A 17,066-nucleotide genomic window follows, 5' to 3' on the forward strand; every position below is an offset into this window, starting at 1 on the left:
CCGCAGCTCAGCCTTCGTTGCGCGGAATGGCGAAGCGGTAACCGCGGCCACGCACGGTTTCGATCGGCTTGAGTTCGCCGTCGGCATCGAGCTTCTTGCGCAGGCGGCCGATGAAGACTTCCAGCACGTTCGAGTCGCGGTCGAAGTCCTGCTGATAGATGTGTTCGGTGAGGTCGGCCTTGGAGACCAGTTCACCGGCATGCATCATCAGGTACTCCAGCACCTTGTACTCGTAGCTGGTGAGGTCCACGTTGCTGCCGTTGACGCTGACCGTCTGCGCGGCAAGATCCAGCGCGACCGGGCCGCACTCCAGCGTGGGCTTGCTCCAGCCGGCCGCACGGCGCAGCAGCGCATTGACGCGGGCCAGCAGCTCTTCGACATGGAACGGCTTGACGAGGTAATCGTCGGCGCCCTGCTTGAGGCCCTCGACCTTGTCCTGCCAGCTCGAACGCGCGGTCAGGATGAGCACCGGGAACTTCTTGCCCTCGTCGCGCAGCGCCTTGATCAGTTCCATGCCCGACATCTTGGGCAGGCCCAGATCGATGATGCCGACGTCGAACGGTACTTCGCGGCCCATGTACAGACCTTCCTCACCGTCCTGCGCAGCATCGACGGCAAAGCCTTCGCGCTTGAGCCGGGCTGCCAGTGTTTCCCGCAGCGGGGCTTCGTCTTCGACCAGAAGGATACGCATGAACTCTCCCTAGTGTCCTGGGTATGGCCCCATGGGGCCAGTGGGTAATGCAGATGACTGCGGACAACTATCCCTGTTCAGGGGTTATCGCCGCGTAGTGATGACATATCCGAGCGCGGCGTGCGGGGCTGTGAACGCGATGTCGCGGGATCGTCCATATAGCGGACGCGGCCGCGGTCATCCATGTACTTGACCCGGTTGATGTCGCGCCCGTCGAAGGGCACGCGCTCGGCGCCGAGAATGTGTCCACCGGTGGTCCGCTGCACCCGACGGACCGCATCGGACAGCGAGCGCTCCTGCGGGCCACCGCGTTCGGCGGTGCGCATCATCTCGGCACGGGCCGCTTCCGGCGGCATCTGCGCCCACGCACTGGCGGAAGCAGCTGCGCCCGTCGCCAGAAGGGCGAGGGCAGCGATGCGGCGGTGGCGGGTCACGGAGAACATCGGTCTGATCCTAGCGGAGCGCGGCTAAACGTTCAAAAGTTGTGAATCGGCAACCGCCAGCCTGGGCCGGCGCTTTACGAATCTTTAGCGAATTCTTGGTTTTAGCCAGTGAATCCGGTCTGAACTTTTCCGGTTGCCTCCCCGCTTTGTTCATCTAAGTGAACATTGGCGGCCAAAGCGCGGCCCTTGTCAAGCTGACAGGGTGATGCGGTTCACGCTGCGACGCGCTCGGCCTGGGCGCGGGTCACCGCCAGCGCCTGGTCGATCAGGCTCCAGTCTGCCCCGACGCGGTGCGAGCCTTCGCTCAGGATCTGGCGGAAGGCACGCCCACCGGGTTGGCCGTGGAACAGCCCCAGCAGGTGGCGGGTGATGTGCTTGAGCGCCAGCCCGCGGGCCAGCTGGGCCTCGATGTACGGCTGCATGGCGCGCAGCAGCGCCTCGCGCGACTGCAGCGCGGCACCGGTCTGGGCCGCCTCCAGCTGATGCAGCACGTAGGGGTCGTGGTAAGCCGCACGGCCCAGCATCACCCCGTCCAGCCCCGGCAACTGGGCCTGCGCGGCCTCGACCGTGGCCAGACCGCCGTTGAGGACGATCTGCAACTGCGGGCGGTCGGCCTTGAGACGGTGCGCCCAGTCGTAACGCAGCGGCGGCACTTCGCGGTTTTCCTTCGGCGAGAGACCCTTCAGCCACGCGTTGCGCGCATGCACCACGAACATCGCGCTACCGGCGTTGTCCGATTGATCGACGAAGTTAACGAAGTTTTCGTAGTCGTTGTCGTCATCCACGCCCAGGCGGCACTTTACCGTCACCGGGATGTCCACCGCTGCGACCATGGCGCCCACGCACTCGGCGACCAGGGCCGGCTCGCGCATCAGGCAGGCACCGAAGCGCCCGGCCTGGACCCGGTCGGAGGGGCAGCCGCAGTTGAGATTGACCTCGTCGTAGCCCCACTCCTGCGCGATGCGCGCGGCCTGGGCCAGCAGGGCCGGATCACTGCCACCGAGCTGCAGCGCGAGCGGATGTTCGCTGCCATCGAAGCCGAGCAGGCGCTCACGGTCGCCGTGGATCACCGCGTTGGCGTGCACCATCTCGGTATACAGCCGTGCACCCGGTGCCAGCAGCCGGTGGAAATACCGGCAATGGCGGTCCGTCCAGTCCATCATCGGAGCGACGGACAGACGCAGGGAGGCGGCGTAACGCGCGGTGGCGTCGGTGATGGGCTGGGTCATGGGGCGCGGGGCTATCTGGATTCACTGGCAATACCAGCGCAATCAATAGTTTACCCCCTTACAATGAACGCTGCCCGTGGGGCCGACGACCCCGGGACCGCGTAGGGAGTACACGCCTGCAACGACGGCAGTAGACAATGCAGCCCTGCACGTCCCTCCCAGACATCCATGCCCGCGTTCCGCTTGCCCAGCTTCGACCCCACCACCGAACAAGGCGTGCTGCGCCTGTCGATCGCAGCCTCGTTGGCGATGGCGGCGGCCGCAGTGGCCTTCGGCCTGCTCGCCAACTCCTCGCTGATCATCTTCGACGGCATCTATGGCCTGATCGACGTGGTGATGACCTGGCTGTCGCTGCTGGTGGTGCGCCTGATCAGCCTGTCGACCCACGTGGATACCCTGCAGTCGCGCTTGAACCAGCGCTTCACCATGGGTTTCTGGCATCTGGAGCCGATCGTGCTCGGGGTCAGCGGCACGCTGATGATCGGGGCCGCGCTGTATGCCGCGGTCAATGCGGTCGATGCGCTGATGTCCGGCGGGCGCGAGATCGCGCTGGGGCCGGCGATCCTGTTCGCGGTGATCTCGATCGTGGCCGAAACCGGGCTGGCGCTGTTCGTGCGCCGTGCGAACCGGTCGATCGGCTCGGACTTCATCGCGCTCGATGCGAAGAACTGGGTGGTCGCGGCCAGCATGTCGGCCGCGTACCTGGTCGCCTTCGTCGGCGGCTATGTGCTGGGCGGCACCGAGTGGGCGTGGCTGGTCCCGTACATCGATCCGGCGATCCTGCTGGTGGTCTGCCTGTTCGTGGTCGTGGCGCCCCTGGGCACGGTGCGCCAAGCGCTGTCCGACATCCTGCTGATCACGCCGCTGGACCTGCAGGCGCATGTCGACGCGGTGGCGCGCGACATCGTGGCCAGGCACGGTTTCCTGGAGTACCGCAGTTACGTGGCCAAGGTCGGACGCGGTGAGCAGATCGAACTGTTCTTCGTGGCGCGCGCGGACGATCCGCCGCGGCCGCTGATCGAATGGGACCGGCTGCGCGACGAGATCGGCGAGGCGCTGGGCGAGGAGTCGCCGGACCGCTGGCTGACGATCATGTTCACGACGGATCGGGAGTGGGCGATCTAGAGCTGTCCTCAGTGTCTTTGACTGACCATGACTGCTATAGGCTCCCCTCTCAGAGGGAGAATCAAGTCAAGAAGCGTCTTGCACGACACTGCCCTGAGCCCGGCCCTACCCTGTCATGAAGGCCACAACGCCGAATGCCAGGAAAGAAATCAGAAGGAAGATGCGAATGGGGACGACCGCCCCATTGATTTCGCGAAAATCACTCAACCGCACCCTTTTTTCACGCCCTAGAATTAGCCACAGATAGGTCACCTGCCCCTGTATACCAAACGTTTCCGGGCAATCCAGCTGCCTCCATGCATCTGGATACGTCGCTCTAAACTTCCAAGCGAACCGGAAGAAGAGAAAGACGTAGATCGCAGTAGCCGTGAACGCGATTGCGAAAAGAATATTCATAATCATGGCTGATTTTCCTTGTCGCACTCCTTGGCCGGGATGCGCGGAAGCTAGCAACATCGGATGCCTTTCAACGGAACAAAGTCACGAATCTGATGCTTCACTGCACTGCTGATTCCTGCCTCCATGCATAACGTGATGCCGCAAATTGGTGAGTGGAGACCGAAACTCAGCGCAGACAGCGTTGTCCCGCTCCAAAAACGCGCCTCTAGGTCGACAGCGCAGAGAAGCAGATCATCAAGTTGTTGACGACAACCATCGTGTCGTCATCTGCTCGCTTTCGTTCGGCTGCACTGCGCCCCATGCTTCCACTGCCGCGGCGACTGCCCGGTATGCGCCTTGAACGCGCGCGACAATGCCGCCTCACTGCCGTAGCCCACATCGATCGCGATCCGCTTGAGCGGATGGCCGCGGCGCAGCGCCTGCTGCACGAGGCGGGTACGCCAGCCCTGCAGGTAGTGGCCGGGTGTGCTGCCGATGGTGTCGCGGAAACTGTCGGCGAAGGCGCTGCGTGACATGCCGGCGCGCTGCGCGAGCGACTCCAGCGTCCACTCGTCGGCCGGCGCTTCGTGCATGGCGACCAGCGCGTGGCGCAGCCGCGGATGGGCCATGCCGGCGAGCAGGCCGACGCGGATCTGGCCACTCTCCATCAGCGCGCGCAGGATCTGGATCAGCACCACCTCGAACAGGCGATCCAGCAGCGCCTGGCGGCCGCAGCGCTGCGCGAACGCTTCTTCGAACAACAGTGACAGCACCGGCTGGCCGCCGTACAAGCCCTCCAGCGGCAGGCAGACGATCGGCGGCAGTGCCGCGGCGACCGGGTTGTTGGCGCCCCCTTCGAACTGCAGGTGGGCGCAGGCGAAATCCGCACCCCTTGTGGCATCGGTGACGAAGCGGTGCGCGAGCGGACGCGGGTACAGCAGGACGCTGGGCGTGCTGATCTGCAGCGTGCTGCCATCCGGGTGCTCGACACGCACCTCGCCGTCGCGGATCAGATGCAGCTGGCCGCGCTCGCCGTCGGCCGGCAGATCGTTGATGCCGCACAGCGCGCCGGCGTGGAAGACCTCGGCCGAGACTGCGAAACGGTCCAACAGGGATTGCAGTCGATCGACCATGGCGGACTCCAGATCAAGTTTTCTGGACGAAATGTTGCCACAAGTACGAGGTAGGCGCGCAAAGTACACCTGCCATCTGGCCCACCCCTTTCATTCCGCAGGAGAGTCCCATGTCCATTGCCAACGTTCTGTATACCGCCCAGGCCACTGCCAACGGCGGCCGCGACGGCCGCGCCGTCTCTTCCGACAACGTGCTGGACATCCAGCTCTCCACCCCGCGCGAGCTGGGCGGCGCCGGCGGCCCGGGCACCAACCCGGAGCAGCTGTTCGCGGCCGGCTACTCGGCCTGCTTCCTGGGCGCGCTGAAGTACGTGGCCGGCCAGGCCAAGGTCGCCCTGCCGGCCGAAACGCAGATCACCGGCAAGGTCGGCATCGGCCAGATCCCGACCGGCTTCGGCATCGAAGTGGCACTGGAGATCTCGGTGCCGGGCCTGCCGCGCGAGCAGGTCGAAGAACTGGTGCAGAAGGCGCACATCGTGTGCCCGTACTCGAACGCGACCCGCGGCAACATCGATGTGACGCTGACCGTGGTCTGAGCCACCCAAGGCGCCTGCAATCCACGTACGGCCGGGCCTTGTCCCGGCCGTACGCGTGTGTGCGCGCCGTGATGCCGTGAGTCAGGATTGCTTCGTATACTGCCCGCCGGACAATGGAATGAAGGAATCAGGCATGCAGGCGAAGTTCAAACAGTCCCTTCTGGTCGGCCTCACGCTGACCGCGCTGATCGCCAGCGGTGCGGCGATGGCGCGCTCGCCGGTCTCCACGGCGCAGCCCGGCAAGGGCATCAGTGCCTCCTTCACCACCTGCCAGCAGCGCGCCCAGGGCGCGATCGCACAGGCAGCGTGCATCTCGCAGGAAACCAAGCTGCAGGATCAGCGTCTGAACCGGGTCTACAAGGATCTTCAGGGCAAACTCGACGCCGCCGGCAAAGCCAAGCTGGTTGCGGCGCAGCGTGCCTGGCTGGAGTCGCGCAAGCGCGACGGCGAGCTGGAAACCCGGATCTTCGACAGCACCCAGCCCGGCAACCTGCAGGGAAGCGAGATCGAGATGCGCCGCCTTGGCGCCCGTGCGGACCAGTTGCAGGGCTACGTCGACCTGCTCGACTGAGGCCGCGCCCCGCTGACTGCTGACCCGGCCCCGGCCGCCCCCCCGATTGCACAGAAACAAGGAAGTAAGCCATGCCCGACAACATCGATACCCGCAACCTGGATGCCACCTCCGGCGCGGTCTACTTCGCGGTAGGCCGTGGCACCGAAGGCGGCCCGGCGTCGTACCATCTGTCCATCGCAGGCATCACCCGCGGTACCCGCGAGCCGGACTGGGGCGAGGTCAGCAGCGTCGCGCAGAACAGCGGCTACAGCCTCGGCGCGATCCAGGTAGATTTCGGCCAGCGCGGTACCTGGCCGGTCGGCGCGATCGGCGATCGTCCGCTGGCGGCGGGCGAAAAAACCTATGTGGATGCGGTGATCGACCAGGCCCAGGCCTACGCGAAAACGCACAATCTGCCGTTCACCAACGATCGCGCCGACCTGCGTGGCGACCTGCTCAGCCACGGCAACGGGCTCGGCGGGCGTTCTTCGATCCGCTTCATGGACGAACAGACCCGCGACAGCATCAACGCCTGGGCCGGTTCGGACGAAGGAAAGCAGTGGATCCACGCCAACATCGATTACCCGCAGGTGCGCAACGCCACCCAGACCGCGATGTCGATCCTGGACGCGCACGGCAGCCATATTCCCGATGAGCGCCGTTTCGAGGCGATCAGCCTGCTGGCCAAGACCGCCAACCAGATGCCCGGCCAGCTTTCAAAGCTGGAAAAGGTGCTGGAGAACGGCGGCGACTACGACGCCCTGCGCACGAGGGCCGGCGAGATCCGCGCCACACACACCTACTACGATGGCCCCAAGGCCGCCGACATCGCCGCGCGCTACGAAGACGCCTACGCGAACAACAAGGACGCGATGGACCGTGCCCACACCAAGGTCAGCAGTCGTGACTACGCGCCAGCCGGTGAGCGCAATGATGCGGACATCCGCGTCGCGCTCGACCAGATCCATCCGCCGCGCCAGCAGAGTGCGGCCTCGAGCGTGCTCAAGGAAGGCGCCAGCGGCAAGGAGGTCGGCAAGCTGGAGTCCAATCTGACGGTGCTCGGCTACACCGCCGCCAACGGCCAGGCCCTGAACGCCGACAAGCGCTTCGACGGCGACACCCGCGCGGCGGTGGAAGCCTTCCAGCGCGCGCATGGGCTGGAGCCGGTGGATGGAAAGGCGGGGCCGGCCACCCTGGGCGCGATCGACCGTGAAGCACGCCAGCTGCAGACCGCACTGGCCGCGCAGGGACATACGGATGCCAACGGACGCGCGCTGAGCGTGGACGGGCACCTGGGCGCCGGTAGCCGCGCCGCGCTGGGGGCCTACCAGCAGGCGCACGGCCTGGACCCCAGCGGCGTGCTCGACGCGCAGACCCGCGAAGCGATGGCCGCACCGGCACGCATTGAGACACCGGCCGCCATTGCGCCTGCGCTGGACCCCGCGCAGCGCGATGGCGCCACGCTGCGGCCGCTGTCCGACCCGGGCAATGCCCAGTACGTCCTCTATATGGAAACCCTGATGCGCGTGCATGAAGCCGAAGAGGCACGCGGCATCAGCCACGGCCCGCACAGCGAGCGACTGGCGGGTGCCCTGACGGTGGAAGCCGCACGTGCCGGCCTGCACACCATCGACCGCGTCGAGCTCAACCAGGACGGTTCGATGGCGCGCGCAGTGCAGGCCAATGCGCTGCGCGACGAGGCCGCGTTGAACCGCACCAGCGCGCCGGTGCAGACCGCCGAAGCGATGGGCCAGTCGCTGGAAGAAAGCGCGGCCCGCGCGCAGCAGGCCGGCGATCAACAGCGGGAGCAGCGGCTGATGGATCAGCAGGCCCAGCAGCATGGCGCGCGGGCCATGTCGGCCTGAACCCGGCCGCCAGCGACCGGGCTTTACCGGTCGCTGGTGACCAGCTGCACCACGCTGGAGAAATCCAGTTTCCCGCGGCCGGCCTGGTGGTTCATCGAGTACAGGTTGCGGGCCAGCTCGCCCAGCGGGATCGAGGCGCCGACACTCATCGCCGCTTCCACCGCCAGGCCCATGTCCTTGAGCATCAGGTCGCTGCCGAAACCACCGCTGTAACCGCGCGACGCCGGGGCGTTTTCCAGCACACCGGGCCACGGGTTGCACACTTCGGTGGCCCAGCTGCGACCGGTGCTGACCGCCATCATCTGCGAAAGCACCTTCGGGTCCAGCCCGTGTGCGACGCCCAGCGCGATCGACTCACCGGTCACCGCCATGATCACGCCCAGCGCCATGTTGTTGCACAGCTTGGCGACCTGGCCGGCACCGCTGGCACCGACATGGAAGATGTTCTTGCCCATCGCCTGCAGCAGCGGGCGGGCGCGTTCCAGCGCCTCGGCTTCACCACCGACGATGAAGGTCAGGGTGCCGGCCTGGGCCCCCGCGGTGCCGCCGGAGACCGGAGCATCCAGCATCTGCAGGCCACGTGCGGCGGCCGCTTCGGCGACCTTGCGGGCGGTGGCCGGGGCGATCGTGCTGCAGTCGATGACCAGCGCGCCGCCGGGGATATCCGCGAGCAGGCCGTCATCGCCGAGGTAGACGCCTTCGACATGGCGGCTGGCCGGCAGCATGGAGATGACGATCTCGGCGTCGGTCAGCGTATCCAGCGCCGAGGTGGCGGCAGTGGCGCCGGCATCGACGGCGGCCTGCACGGCGGCGGGCACCAGATCGAACACGCGCACGGCGTGGCCGGCTTTGGCCAGGTTGGCGGCCATCGGGCCACCCATGTTGCCCAACCCGATGAATGCAATACGGCTCATGCGTGGCTCCTTTCAGGGACGGTGGCACCGAGGTCGGCCAGCGGATGCGCGGCATCGGACCACGGCGAAACGAAGAAGGTGCGGGCCCACTCGGCCGTCGCGTCAGCCAGCGTGCGCGGCTGCCACTGCGGGGTGCGGTCCTTGTCGATCAGCAGCGCACGGATGCCTTCGGCGAAATCGCCATGGGCCGCCGCGTGCAGGGCTGCGATGTACTCGATGCGATAGACCTCGGCCAGCGAGGCACCCTCGGCCAGGTGCTGCAGCTCGAACGCGAGCCGCGCCGAGCCCGGTGCACCGGCAGCGAGCGTCGCCTTGGCGGTGCTCAGCCAGGCATCGTCCGTCTCCAGGGCAAGGATCGCATCGACGATCGCGCCGACGTCGTCGCCGGCGCACAGCGCATCGACCGTCGCGGCGTTGCGCAGCAGCGGGCCGGTGGCCGCATCGCTGGCATGCTGCTGCAGCAGCGCGGTCAGCTGTTCGTGATTGCGCTTGGCCTTGCGGCTCCAGTGCACGTCCGCCAGCGCGTTGAACACGGTCTCGCGCTGCGCCTCGGCGATGTGGATATCCGCCAGGCCGGCATAGATCGCATCGCCCGCATTGAGCGGCGCGCCGGTCAGGGCCAGGAACAGACCGCCATGGCCGGGCACGCGCGGCAGCAGCCAGCTGCCACCCACGTCCGGGAACAGGCCGACCGTGATCTCCGGGAACGCCAGCTTGGAGCGCTCACTGACCACGCGGTGGCTGGCGCCGGACATCAGGCCGATGCCACCGCCCATGACGATGCCATGGCCCCAGCACAGGATCGGCTTGGGATAGGTGTGGATCGCGTAGTCGACGCGGTACTCGATGTCGAAGAATTCGGCTGCGTAGCTGTTGTCGCGGATATCGGTGTTCCCGCTCCCGCGGTACTCGACCATGCTGCGGTACAGGCTGTGCAGGTCGCCGCCGGCGCAGAACGCCTTCTCGCCCGCGCCCTGCAGCACCACCAGCGCGATGCCGTCATCGCTCGCCCAGGCATCCAGCCGCTCGCGCAGCAGGTGCGCCATCGGCAGCGAGAAGCCGTTGAGGGTGCGCGCTGCGTTGAGCGTGGCGATACCGATGCGCGTGCCGTTGCCGGCCTGGCGCTCTTCGAACAGCACCGGCGCCTCGTCGTTGGCGACGACGGTACTCATGCGTTCTTCCACTGCGCGGCGCGCTTTTCCAGGAAGGCGTTCACGCCCTCGGCCTGGTCGGCGCTGTCGAACAGATCGACGAAGGCCTCGCGCTCGGCCACCAATGCCGAGGCGTGGGTGCCGGTGCGGGTGGCCTGCACCAGGGTCTTGCAGGCGGCGATGCTCGTCGGGCTCTGCTTGCCCGCCTTGTGCGCCCATGCCAGTGCGAGGGCCTTGGCTTCGCCCTTGCCCACCTTTTCTTCGACCAGGCCGATAGGCAGCGCGGTGTCCGCGTCGATGCGTTCGCCGAGCAGGATCATGCGCTTGGCCCAGCCTTCACCGACCAGACGCGGCAGGTTCTGGGTACCGCCGGCGCACGGCAGCAGGCCGACGGTGGCCTCCGGCAGTGCCACCTGGGCGTGTTCTTCGATGATGCGCAGGTCGCAGGCCAGCGCGCATTCCAGACCGCCACCCATCGCGTAGCCGTTGATCGCCGCGATGGAGACACCGCGGAAACCCGACAGGGCTTCGAACGCCTCACCGAAGCGGCGCGCGGCTTCACGAGCGGCGGCCTTGTCACCGGTCGCGAACTGCTTGAGGTCGGCGCCGGCCGAGAAGAATTTCTCGCCATCGCCGGTGATCACCAGCGCGTAGATATCGCGGTCTGCATTGAGCGCGCCGACCAGATCGCGCAGCGCGGACAGGCTGTGCACGGTCCAGGTATGCGCCGGCGGGTTGTCGAGGGTGATGACCGCGACGTGGCCATCGGCCTCGACCTTCAGGCCGACATGATCATGCTGGCGCCACTCCATCATCGCAGTTCCTCTTCAGTGTTGAGCAGGTGGCGGGCCACGATCACACGCATGATCTCGTTGGTGCCCTCCAGGATCTGGTGCACGCGCGAATCGCGCAGCAGCCGTTCAATCGGGTATTCGCGGATATAGCCGTAGCCGCCGTGGATCTGCAGCGCATCGTTGCAGATGTTGAAGCCGGCATCGGTGGCGAAGCGCTTGGCCATCGCGCACCACACATTGGCATCGCTGGCACCGGCGTCGAGCTTGCGCGCGGCGGTATGCACCATCTGCCGGGCGGCCACCAGCTGGGTGACCATGTCGGCCAGCTTGAACTGCAGCGCCTGGAACTCCGACAGCGCCTTGCCGAACTGGCGGCGCTCGCCCATGTAGCGGCGGGCGGCATCCAGTGCGCCTTGGGCAGCGCCCAGCGAGCAGGCGGCGATGTTGATGCGGCCGCCGTCCAGGCCCTTCATGGCCAGCTTGAAGCCGCTGCCTTCCTCGCCGAGCAGATGGCTGACCGGCACGCGCACGTTCTCGAACGTGATGCCGCGGGTCGGCTGGCTGTTCCAGCCCATCTTCTCTTCCTTGCGGCCGTAGCTGATGCCGGGCAGGTCGGCCGGCACCGCGATCGCACTGATGCCACCGGCCCCGGCGCCGCCGGTACGGGCCATCACCACCAGCAGCTCGGTGGCACCGGCGCCGGAGATGAAGGCCTTGGAGCCGTTGAGCACGTAATGCTCGCCGTCGCGTACCGCGCTGGTCTTCAGCGAGGCCGCATCCGAGCCGGCACCCGGCTCGGTCAGGCAGTACGAGGCCAGTTTGGTGCCGGACGAGAGGTCTGCACCCCACTCCGCACGCAGGCTCTCCTGGCCCCATTTGGCCACCATCCACGACGCCATGTTGTGGATGCTGACATAGGCAGCCGTGGACGGATCCACATTGGCGAGCTCCTCGATGACGACGGCGGCGTCCAGACGGCTCAAGCCGCTGCCACCGACCTCGGGGTCCATGTACAAACCACAGAACCCGAGTTCCCCTGCCTTGGCGATCGCCTCGCGCGGAAAGATGCCCTCCGCATCCCATCGCGCGGCGTGCGGCGCCAGTTCGGCCTGGGCGAAGTCACGCGCTGCCTCTCTATAGGCCTGCTGCGCTTCGTCGAGTTCCGTCGTCATCGAGTGGCTCATGGTCGAACTCCGTTGTTGCTTACTTCAGGCTGATGGTGGTGTTGACGCCATGACCCAGCGTCTCGTCATCGAACCAGCGCGAGGTGATCGTCTTGGTCTGGGTGTAGAACATCACCACCTGCTTGCCGTACGGGCCCAGGTCGCCGAGCTTGGAGGCGCGCGAACCGGTGAACGAGAACAGCGGCACCGGCACCGGGATCGGCACGTTGATGCCGACCTGGCCGACGTCGATGTCTTCCTGGAACTTGCGGGCAGCCGCACCGGACTGGGTGAACAGCGCGGTGCCGTTGCCGTTCGGGTTGGCGTTGATCAGTTCGATGGCGTCCTCCAGCGTCTCCGCTTCCAGGATCACCAGCACCGGCCCGAAGATTTCCTCGTCGTACACGCGCATGCCCGGCTTGACGCCGGCGAAGATGGTCGGGCCAACGAAGTTGCCCTTCTCGAAGCCATCGACCTGCGGGTTGCGGCCGTCGAGCACCAGCTTGGCGCCCTGCTCCACGCCCGAGGCGATCAGGCCTTCGACACGCTCACGCGCGGCGCAGGAGATCACCGGGCCGACATCGGTCCCGGCGACGCTGCCGCCGCTGACCTTCAGCGTCTCGGCCTTGGCCACCAGGTCCGGCACCCACTCGCGCGCTTCGCCGACCAGCACCAGGGTGGAGGCGGCCATGCAGCGCTGGCCGGCCGCACCGAAGGCGGCACCGACCATCGCGTTGAGGCTCTGTTCCTTGTTGGCGTCCGGCAGCACCACGGCGTGGTTCTTGGCGCCCATCATGCACTGCACGCGCTTGCCGGCCAGCGAGGCGCGGTTGTACACGTGGGTGCCGACGCGGGTGGAACCCACGAACGAAACCGCCTTGATATCCGGGTGATCGCAGATCGCGTTGACCACGTCTTCGCCACCGTGGACGACGTTCAGCACGCCCTTGGGGATGCCAGCTTCCAGCGCCAGTTCGACCAGGCGCATGGTGACCATCGGGTCCTGCTCGGACGGCTTGAGGATGAAGGTGTTGCCGGTGGCGATCGCCATCGGGAACATCCACAGCGGAATCATCGCCGGGAAGTTGAACGGGGTGATGCCCGCGCAGACGCCCAGCGGCTGCAGCAGGGTGTAGGTGTCCACGCCGTTGGCCACGTTGTTGGCCAGCTCGCCGAGCTGCAGGTTGCCGATCGCCGCAGCGTGCTCGACCACTTCCAGGCCACGGAACACATCGCCCTCGGCATCCGGCACGGTCTTGCCCTGCTCGGCGCTGAGGATGTGGGCCAGCTCGCTCATGTTCTCGCGGATCAGCTGCTGATACTTCAGGAAGATGCGCGCACGGGTGCCGATCGGGGTCTTGCGCCAGGTCTTGAACGCTTCCTTGGCCGAGGCGACGGCGGCGTGGACTTCGCTGGGGGTGGCGAACGGGACCTGGGCCAGGACGTCCTGGGTGGCCGGGTTGACCACGTTCTGCCAATGCGAGCTGGTCGATTCGATGAACTGGCCATCGATCAACATGCGGATACGGGGCGCTGCAACAGTCATGGACAATCCCGACGGGTCGAAAGTTGTTGGCATTATTCACAGTGCCACCCTCGATTTCCGGGCTGTATGCGCTTAATCTGGCCAATGCCCGCTACGATTCTTGTGAATTCTGTGAATAGCCAGCCCGTCCAACGCCAGATCGGCCTGCGCCTGCTCAAGCTGCGCGAGCAGCGGGGCTACAGCCAGCTCGCGCTGGCCAAGGCGCTGGGGCTGTCGGCCAGCTACCTGAACCAGATCGAGCGCAACAAGCGGCCACTGACCCCGGCGGTGCAGGGCAAGCTGCGCGAGGTGCTGGGTGACGTCAGCGACCTGTTCGAGGTCGATGACCCCGGTGCGCTGCAGGAATCGCTGGGCGAGACCCTGCGCGACCTGGGCCTGGCCGATGTCAGCAGCACCGAGCTGCGTGCCATGGCCGGCAACCTGCCCCAGATCAGCCGCGCCCTGCTCGACCTGCACCGCCGCCACCTGATGCTGCGCGAGCATGCCGCCGCGCTGGAGTTCCAGCTGGGCGACGTGCATGCCGGGCAGGCGCTGCCGGCCGGCGACCAGGTGCGTGACTTCTTCAACCGCATGCACAACCACATCCCCGAGCTGGATGACCTGGCCGAGCAGTTGTTCGGCGAATGGGGGCTGGTCGCCGGGCACGTCGCGCCGCGCCTGCGCCAGCTGCTGGCCGACCGCCACGGCGTGCTGGTGGAAGTGGGGCCGCTGCAGGCCGGGCGCGAGAAGCGCGTCTATGACGGCGGCAGCCGCACCTTGTGGCTGCCCGACTACCTGGAGCCGGGCCAGCAGGCGTTCCAGATGGCGGCCGAGCTGGCCCTGCTCGGGTATGCGGCGCAGATCGATGCGGTGATCGCCCGCGCGGGGTTCGGCGAAGCCGAGCAGATCGCGCAGGCGCGGATCGGCATGTCCAACTATTTCGCCGGTGCGCTGGTGATGCCGTATGCCCAGTTCCTGCGCGCCGCCGAGCACAGCGCGTACGACATCGATGCGCTCGCACATCGCTTCGGCGTGGGCTTCGAGGCGGTCTGCCATCGCTTGAGCACGCTGGCGCGACGCAGCGCGCCGGGGCTGCCGTTCTTCTTCATCCGCGTGGACCGCGCCGGCAATGTCTCCAAGCGGCATTCGGCGACCGACTTCCACTTCTCCCAGGTGGGCGGCTCCTGCCCGCTGTGGATCGTGTACGAGGCCTTCAACCAGCCAGGACGGGTGCTGACCCAGACCGCGCGCATGCCCGACGGGCGCCGCCATTTCTGGCTGGCGCGGCAGGTGAGCAGCGGCCCGATCGGGCATGGCCAGCCACGCAAGACCTTTGCGGTGGCGCTGGGCTGTGATCTGCAGCATGCCGAGCGGCTGATCTACACGCGCGGGCTGGACATCCAGAGCCCGGGCAACTCGGTGTCGATCGGCCCGGGCTGCCGGGTGTGCCCGCGCGAGGACTGCATGCAGCGCGCGTTCCCGCAGCTGCCGGGCCGGGGCTGATACGGCCCGGTGGCGGTTGGATCGTGCCGGCCAACGGCCGGCACCTACCGGTTTGGAGGACACCGATCTAGTAGATCGGCGTGACCTTCATCTGCGGCAGCGGTCGCGGTGCGCCGTCGGTGAGGTCCGGCCCGAGGTCTTCCCAGGTCTGGCCCTGCTCGACCATGTGCCGCCACAGCTGCTGCGACGCGCGGCGTTTGTCTTCCGAGCCCAGGCGATAGGACGGCGGTACCGGCGTGCCGGTGGCCACGCTCTGGTAGGCCGCTTCGTACGCCGCCACCCGTTGTGCGCGGTCATCGGTGCGCGCCACATCCAGCGTGTAGCGCTGGTAGGCCGAGGCCAGGTTGCGCCAGCGGATCCAGTAGTGGTTGGCGAAGGAGAAATCGCAGAAGCGTTCGCCGGCGATGCTGCCCTTGTCGGCGATGCGGCTGAGCACGGCCTGCGGCATGTCCAGATTCATGCCGCCCTCGTCGCCCTCCAGCGCGACATGCACGATGCGGTCGCGGTAGCCCGGTGCGCGGGCCTGCAGCACATCGCGCCAGTTCTGCATGGTCGACACGATCGAGAAAAGGAAACCGGACATCTCCGCGGCGGCCAGCGGCTGCGCGATGGAATGGTAGCTGCGCTGCCAGCCATGGCGGTTCTCGGTCGGCAGGAACACCGCCTGCTCCGCACGCGCATGCGCGTCGCCGTGGGCCAGCACGCTGACCGCCTCGGCGTCGCGCGGATACACCAGATTGATGCCGAACGTCGGCCAGCGCGGCAACGCGGCGTCGAACAGGTGGATCGGGAAATTGCTGCTGATCCCGCCATCGGAAAACCAGCAAACGCGGAAGGCCGCGATCACCGGGCCACAACTCTGGCCGCCGCTGGTGAGCCCTTCCATGCTGTCGGCGACGTTGGTGTTGTCGCGACGCGGCTCGGCGTCCGCGACCGGCTCGCAGCGACGCTCACGGCGCGCCGGCTCGTGCAGCGGCACCGCGCTGATCAGCAACGGGAAGCTCAGGCTCATGCGCGTGGCGACCAGCACCGGCAGTTCCTCGCCATCGACCAGGCGGTAGTAGTCGCGCCCATCGACGTGCTCCGGCGTGCCTGCACGCGCCACCAGCCAGTCGACCACGCTCGCCGGGAACAGCTGCGCGAACTCCTCGCGCAGGAACCAGAAATGCGCGGCACTGAACGGCAGCGTGCGCGGCTCGCTGTGCGAGATGCAGGTCGTGATCATCTGCAGGGTGATCGCGTGCGCGCCGCCCGGCTCACCGGGATAGCGCGGCGCGGCGTGCAGATCGCCGAAGGTCAATGGCTGGTCGTCCGGCTTGCCGGCCAGTGCCTGCAGCCGTGCGTGCAGCCAGTCGGTCAGGGCCGGCGCGGAGGCATCGGGCTGGGTACTGCCATTGCACAGGCCGAGCAGGTTGCGCCGTGCCACGCGCGCGACGCGCAGCGCCGAGGCCAGCACGCCGGCGCCATACGCGCACAGCAGCGAGGGCAGCAGCGTGGCCCAGATGCCGTCGAGGCCACCGGCCAGGTAGCCGATCCCGAGCAGCCCGGCCAGCGCAACCAGCAGCTCCACGGGAGCGATCGCGAACACTGCCGCGAGCAGGCAGGCGATCTTGCGCAGCAGGCCGGCCTTGCCGGTGAGCATCACCAGCAGGCGATACGCGGTACGCGCGCCGTACGCCGGCTGGAACAGGCTGTGGATGAACCCCTGCCGCGACAGCTGTGCCGAGACTTCGGCCAGTCCGGGAAAGCCTACCGCCGCCCCGACCGGCTCACCGGTCTGGCGACGCCGATCACCCAGTGCGGCGGCGGCGGCCACGGCGGCGGCAATGGCCCCGGCCGAGGTGCCGCCGATGCTCTTGAAGCGGTACTCGCGGGCCAGCGACAGCACCGCATTGGGATACACGATGCCGCTGGTGATGCCGCCCTTCATGACCAGATCGCAGTACTTGTCCGCCACGTTGCCGTCCTCTGTCCGCCGGTGCGCGGCCGATCCGCACACCCTCCCCGCCTGTTCCCGCACCGATGCAGGGACCGGGGAGGTCGATGGCGACAGTATCGCCCGC

At 67.3% G+C, this 17,066-nt stretch carries 16 protein-coding genes; 5 read left to right on the forward strand and 11 right to left on the reverse strand.

Annotated features, from left to right (window positions below; all coding sequences use genetic code 11):
* Window positions 1-7 precede the first annotated feature (7 nt).
* The 3 genes from HDC96_RS13630 to dusA all read right to left on the reverse strand — a co-directional run bounded on the left by HDC96_RS13630 (window position 8) and on the right by dusA (window position 2,363).
* Window positions 8-691, reverse strand: coding sequence for a response regulator transcription factor (locus tag HDC96_RS13630; protein WP_019185514.1), 684 nt, complete (start codon window positions 689-691; stop codon window positions 8-10).
* 77 nt (window positions 692-768) lie between these two features.
* Window positions 769-1,134 (reverse strand): hypothetical protein, encoded by a 366-nt coding sequence (locus HDC96_RS13635; RefSeq protein ID WP_179460476.1) that lies wholly within the window; start codon window positions 1,132-1,134, stop codon window positions 769-771.
* A 212-nt stretch (window positions 1,135-1,346) separates the two neighbouring features.
* On the reverse strand, window positions 1,347-2,363 hold the full coding sequence (dusA, locus tag HDC96_RS13640) for a tRNA dihydrouridine(20/20a) synthase DusA (RefSeq protein ID WP_179460477.1): 1,017 nt from the start codon (window positions 2,361-2,363) through the stop codon (window positions 1,347-1,349).
* Window positions 2,364-2,531: 168 nt separating this feature from the next.
* On the opposite strand from dusA, the gene HDC96_RS13645 reads away from it, so the two are divergent.
* Window positions 2,532-3,488, forward strand: a complete 957-nt coding sequence (locus tag HDC96_RS13645; RefSeq protein WP_179460478.1) for a cation transporter — start codon at window positions 2,532-2,534, stop codon at window positions 3,486-3,488.
* A 105-nt stretch (window positions 3,489-3,593) separates the two neighbouring features.
* Here HDC96_RS13645 and HDC96_RS13650 read toward each other — a convergent pair whose 3' ends face one another.
* Window positions 3,594-3,890: a hypothetical protein gene (locus HDC96_RS13650; protein ID WP_179460479.1), complete on the reverse strand. Its 297-nt coding sequence runs from the start codon at window positions 3,888-3,890 to the stop codon at window positions 3,594-3,596.
* A 260-nt stretch (window positions 3,891-4,150) separates the two neighbouring features.
* Entirely contained in the window at window positions 4,151-4,999 is an 849-nt protein-coding gene (locus HDC96_RS13655; protein ID WP_179460480.1) for an AraC family transcriptional regulator, read from the reverse strand.
* Window positions 5,000-5,109: 110 nt separating this feature from the next.
* Here HDC96_RS13655 and HDC96_RS13660 point away from each other — a divergent pair, with 110 nt between their 5' ends.
* The 3 genes from HDC96_RS13660 (at window position 5,110) to HDC96_RS13670 (ending at window position 7,953) form a co-directional block, all read left to right on the forward strand.
* Window positions 5,110-5,535 carry an organic hydroperoxide resistance protein gene (locus HDC96_RS13660; protein ID WP_019185509.1) on the forward strand — a complete coding sequence of 142 codons (426 nt, stop codon included), beginning with the start codon at window positions 5,110-5,112 and terminating at the stop codon, window positions 5,533-5,535.
* Window positions 5,536-5,668: 133 nt separating this feature from the next.
* Window positions 5,669-6,106 carry a lysozyme inhibitor LprI family protein gene (locus tag HDC96_RS13665; protein ID WP_179460481.1) on the forward strand — a complete coding sequence of 146 codons (438 nt, stop codon included), beginning with the start codon at window positions 5,669-5,671 and terminating at the stop codon, window positions 6,104-6,106.
* Between the two features lie 71 nt (window positions 6,107-6,177).
* Window positions 6,178-7,953: a peptidoglycan-binding protein gene (locus HDC96_RS13670; protein WP_179460482.1), complete on the forward strand. Its 1,776-nt coding sequence runs from the start codon at window positions 6,178-6,180 to the stop codon at window positions 7,951-7,953.
* Window positions 7,954-7,976: 23 nt separating this feature from the next.
* Here the strand turns inward: HDC96_RS13670 and mmsB are convergent, their stop codons facing one another.
* From mmsB to HDC96_RS13695, 5 genes are read right to left on the reverse strand one after another with little or no spacing between them, the layout of a single operon-like run.
* Window positions 7,977-8,867 (reverse strand): 3-hydroxyisobutyrate dehydrogenase, encoded by an 891-nt coding sequence (mmsB, locus tag HDC96_RS13675; RefSeq protein WP_179460483.1) that lies wholly within the window; start codon window positions 8,865-8,867, stop codon window positions 7,977-7,979.
* Complete coding sequence (locus HDC96_RS13680; protein ID WP_179460484.1) at window positions 8,864-10,039, reverse strand: enoyl-CoA hydratase/isomerase family protein; 1,176 nt, start codon at window positions 10,037-10,039, stop codon at window positions 8,864-8,866. Before HDC96_RS13680 ends, mmsB begins: the two co-directional genes overlap by 4 nt.
* On the reverse strand, window positions 10,036-10,833 hold the full coding sequence (locus HDC96_RS13685; RefSeq protein ID WP_179460485.1) for an enoyl-CoA hydratase: 798 nt from the start codon (window positions 10,831-10,833) through the stop codon (window positions 10,036-10,038). Before HDC96_RS13685 ends, HDC96_RS13680 begins: the two co-directional genes overlap by 4 nt.
* Window positions 10,830-11,996, reverse strand: a complete 1,167-nt coding sequence (locus tag HDC96_RS13690) for an acyl-CoA dehydrogenase family protein (RefSeq protein ID WP_179460486.1) — start codon at window positions 11,994-11,996, stop codon at window positions 10,830-10,832. Before HDC96_RS13690 ends, HDC96_RS13685 begins: the two co-directional genes overlap by 4 nt.
* A gap of 19 nt (window positions 11,997-12,015) precedes the next feature.
* Entirely contained in the window at window positions 12,016-13,521 is a 1,506-nt protein-coding gene (locus HDC96_RS13695; RefSeq protein WP_179460487.1) for a CoA-acylating methylmalonate-semialdehyde dehydrogenase, read from the reverse strand.
* Between the two features lie 84 nt (window positions 13,522-13,605).
* Here HDC96_RS13695 and HDC96_RS13700 point away from each other — a divergent pair, with 84 nt between their 5' ends.
* Window positions 13,606-15,003, forward strand: coding sequence for a short-chain fatty acyl-CoA regulator family protein (locus HDC96_RS13700; RefSeq protein ID WP_176990172.1), 1,398 nt, complete (start codon window positions 13,606-13,608; stop codon window positions 15,001-15,003).
* Between the two features lie 67 nt (window positions 15,004-15,070).
* Here HDC96_RS13700 and HDC96_RS13705 read toward each other — a convergent pair whose 3' ends face one another.
* Window positions 15,071-16,960, reverse strand: coding sequence for an RpoH suppressor (locus HDC96_RS13705; protein WP_343203018.1), 1,890 nt, complete (start codon window positions 16,958-16,960; stop codon window positions 15,071-15,073).
* Between the last annotated feature and the right edge of the window lie 106 nt (window positions 16,961-17,066).

It is taken from the genome of Stenotrophomonas sp. JAI102 (assembly GCF_013409105.1).
Taxonomy (GTDB): domain Bacteria; phylum Pseudomonadota; class Gammaproteobacteria; order Xanthomonadales; family Xanthomonadaceae; genus Stenotrophomonas; species Stenotrophomonas maltophilia_AA.

Bases quoted from the DNA above. Each gene is read 5' to 3' on its own strand.
- HDC96_RS13650 (WP_179460479.1), bottom strand. From the start codon at position 3,890: ATGATTATGAATATTCTTTTCGCAATCGCGTTCACGGCTACTGCGATC.
- HDC96_RS13630 (WP_019185514.1), bottom strand. From the start codon at position 691: ATGCGTATCCTTCTGGTCGAAGACGAAGCCCCGCTGCGGGAAACACTG.
- HDC96_RS13665 (WP_179460481.1), top strand. From the start codon at position 5,669: ATGCAGGCGAAGTTCAAACAGTCCCTTCTGGTCGGCCTCACGCTGACC.
- HDC96_RS13695 (WP_179460487.1), bottom strand. From the start codon at position 13,521: ATGACTGTTGCAGCGCCCCGTATCCGCATGTTGATCGATGGCCAGTTC.
- HDC96_RS13690 (WP_179460486.1), bottom strand. From the start codon at position 11,996: ATGAGCCACTCGATGACGACGGAACTCGACGAAGCGCAGCAGGCCTAT.
- HDC96_RS13635 (WP_179460476.1), bottom strand. From the start codon at position 1,134: ATGTTCTCCGTGACCCGCCACCGCCGCATCGCTGCCCTCGCCCTTCTG.
- HDC96_RS13680 (WP_179460484.1), bottom strand. From the start codon at position 10,039: ATGAGTACCGTCGTCGCCAACGACGAGGCGCCGGTGCTGTTCGAAGAG.
- mmsB (WP_179460483.1), bottom strand. From the start codon at position 8,867: ATGAGCCGTATTGCATTCATCGGGTTGGGCAACATGGGTGGCCCGATG.
- HDC96_RS13700 (WP_176990172.1), top strand. From the start codon at position 13,606: ATGCCCGCTACGATTCTTGTGAATTCTGTGAATAGCCAGCCCGTCCAA.
- dusA (WP_179460477.1), bottom strand. From the start codon at position 2,363: ATGACCCAGCCCATCACCGACGCCACCGCGCGTTACGCCGCCTCCCTG.
- HDC96_RS13655 (WP_179460480.1), bottom strand. From the start codon at position 4,999: ATGGTCGATCGACTGCAATCCCTGTTGGACCGTTTCGCAGTCTCGGCC.
- HDC96_RS13645 (WP_179460478.1), top strand. From the start codon at position 2,532: ATGCCCGCGTTCCGCTTGCCCAGCTTCGACCCCACCACCGAACAAGGC.
- HDC96_RS13670 (WP_179460482.1), top strand. From the start codon at position 6,178: ATGCCCGACAACATCGATACCCGCAACCTGGATGCCACCTCCGGCGCG.
- HDC96_RS13660 (WP_019185509.1), top strand. From the start codon at position 5,110: ATGTCCATTGCCAACGTTCTGTATACCGCCCAGGCCACTGCCAACGGC.
- HDC96_RS13685 (WP_179460485.1), bottom strand. From the start codon at position 10,833: ATGATGGAGTGGCGCCAGCATGATCATGTCGGCCTGAAGGTCGAGGCC.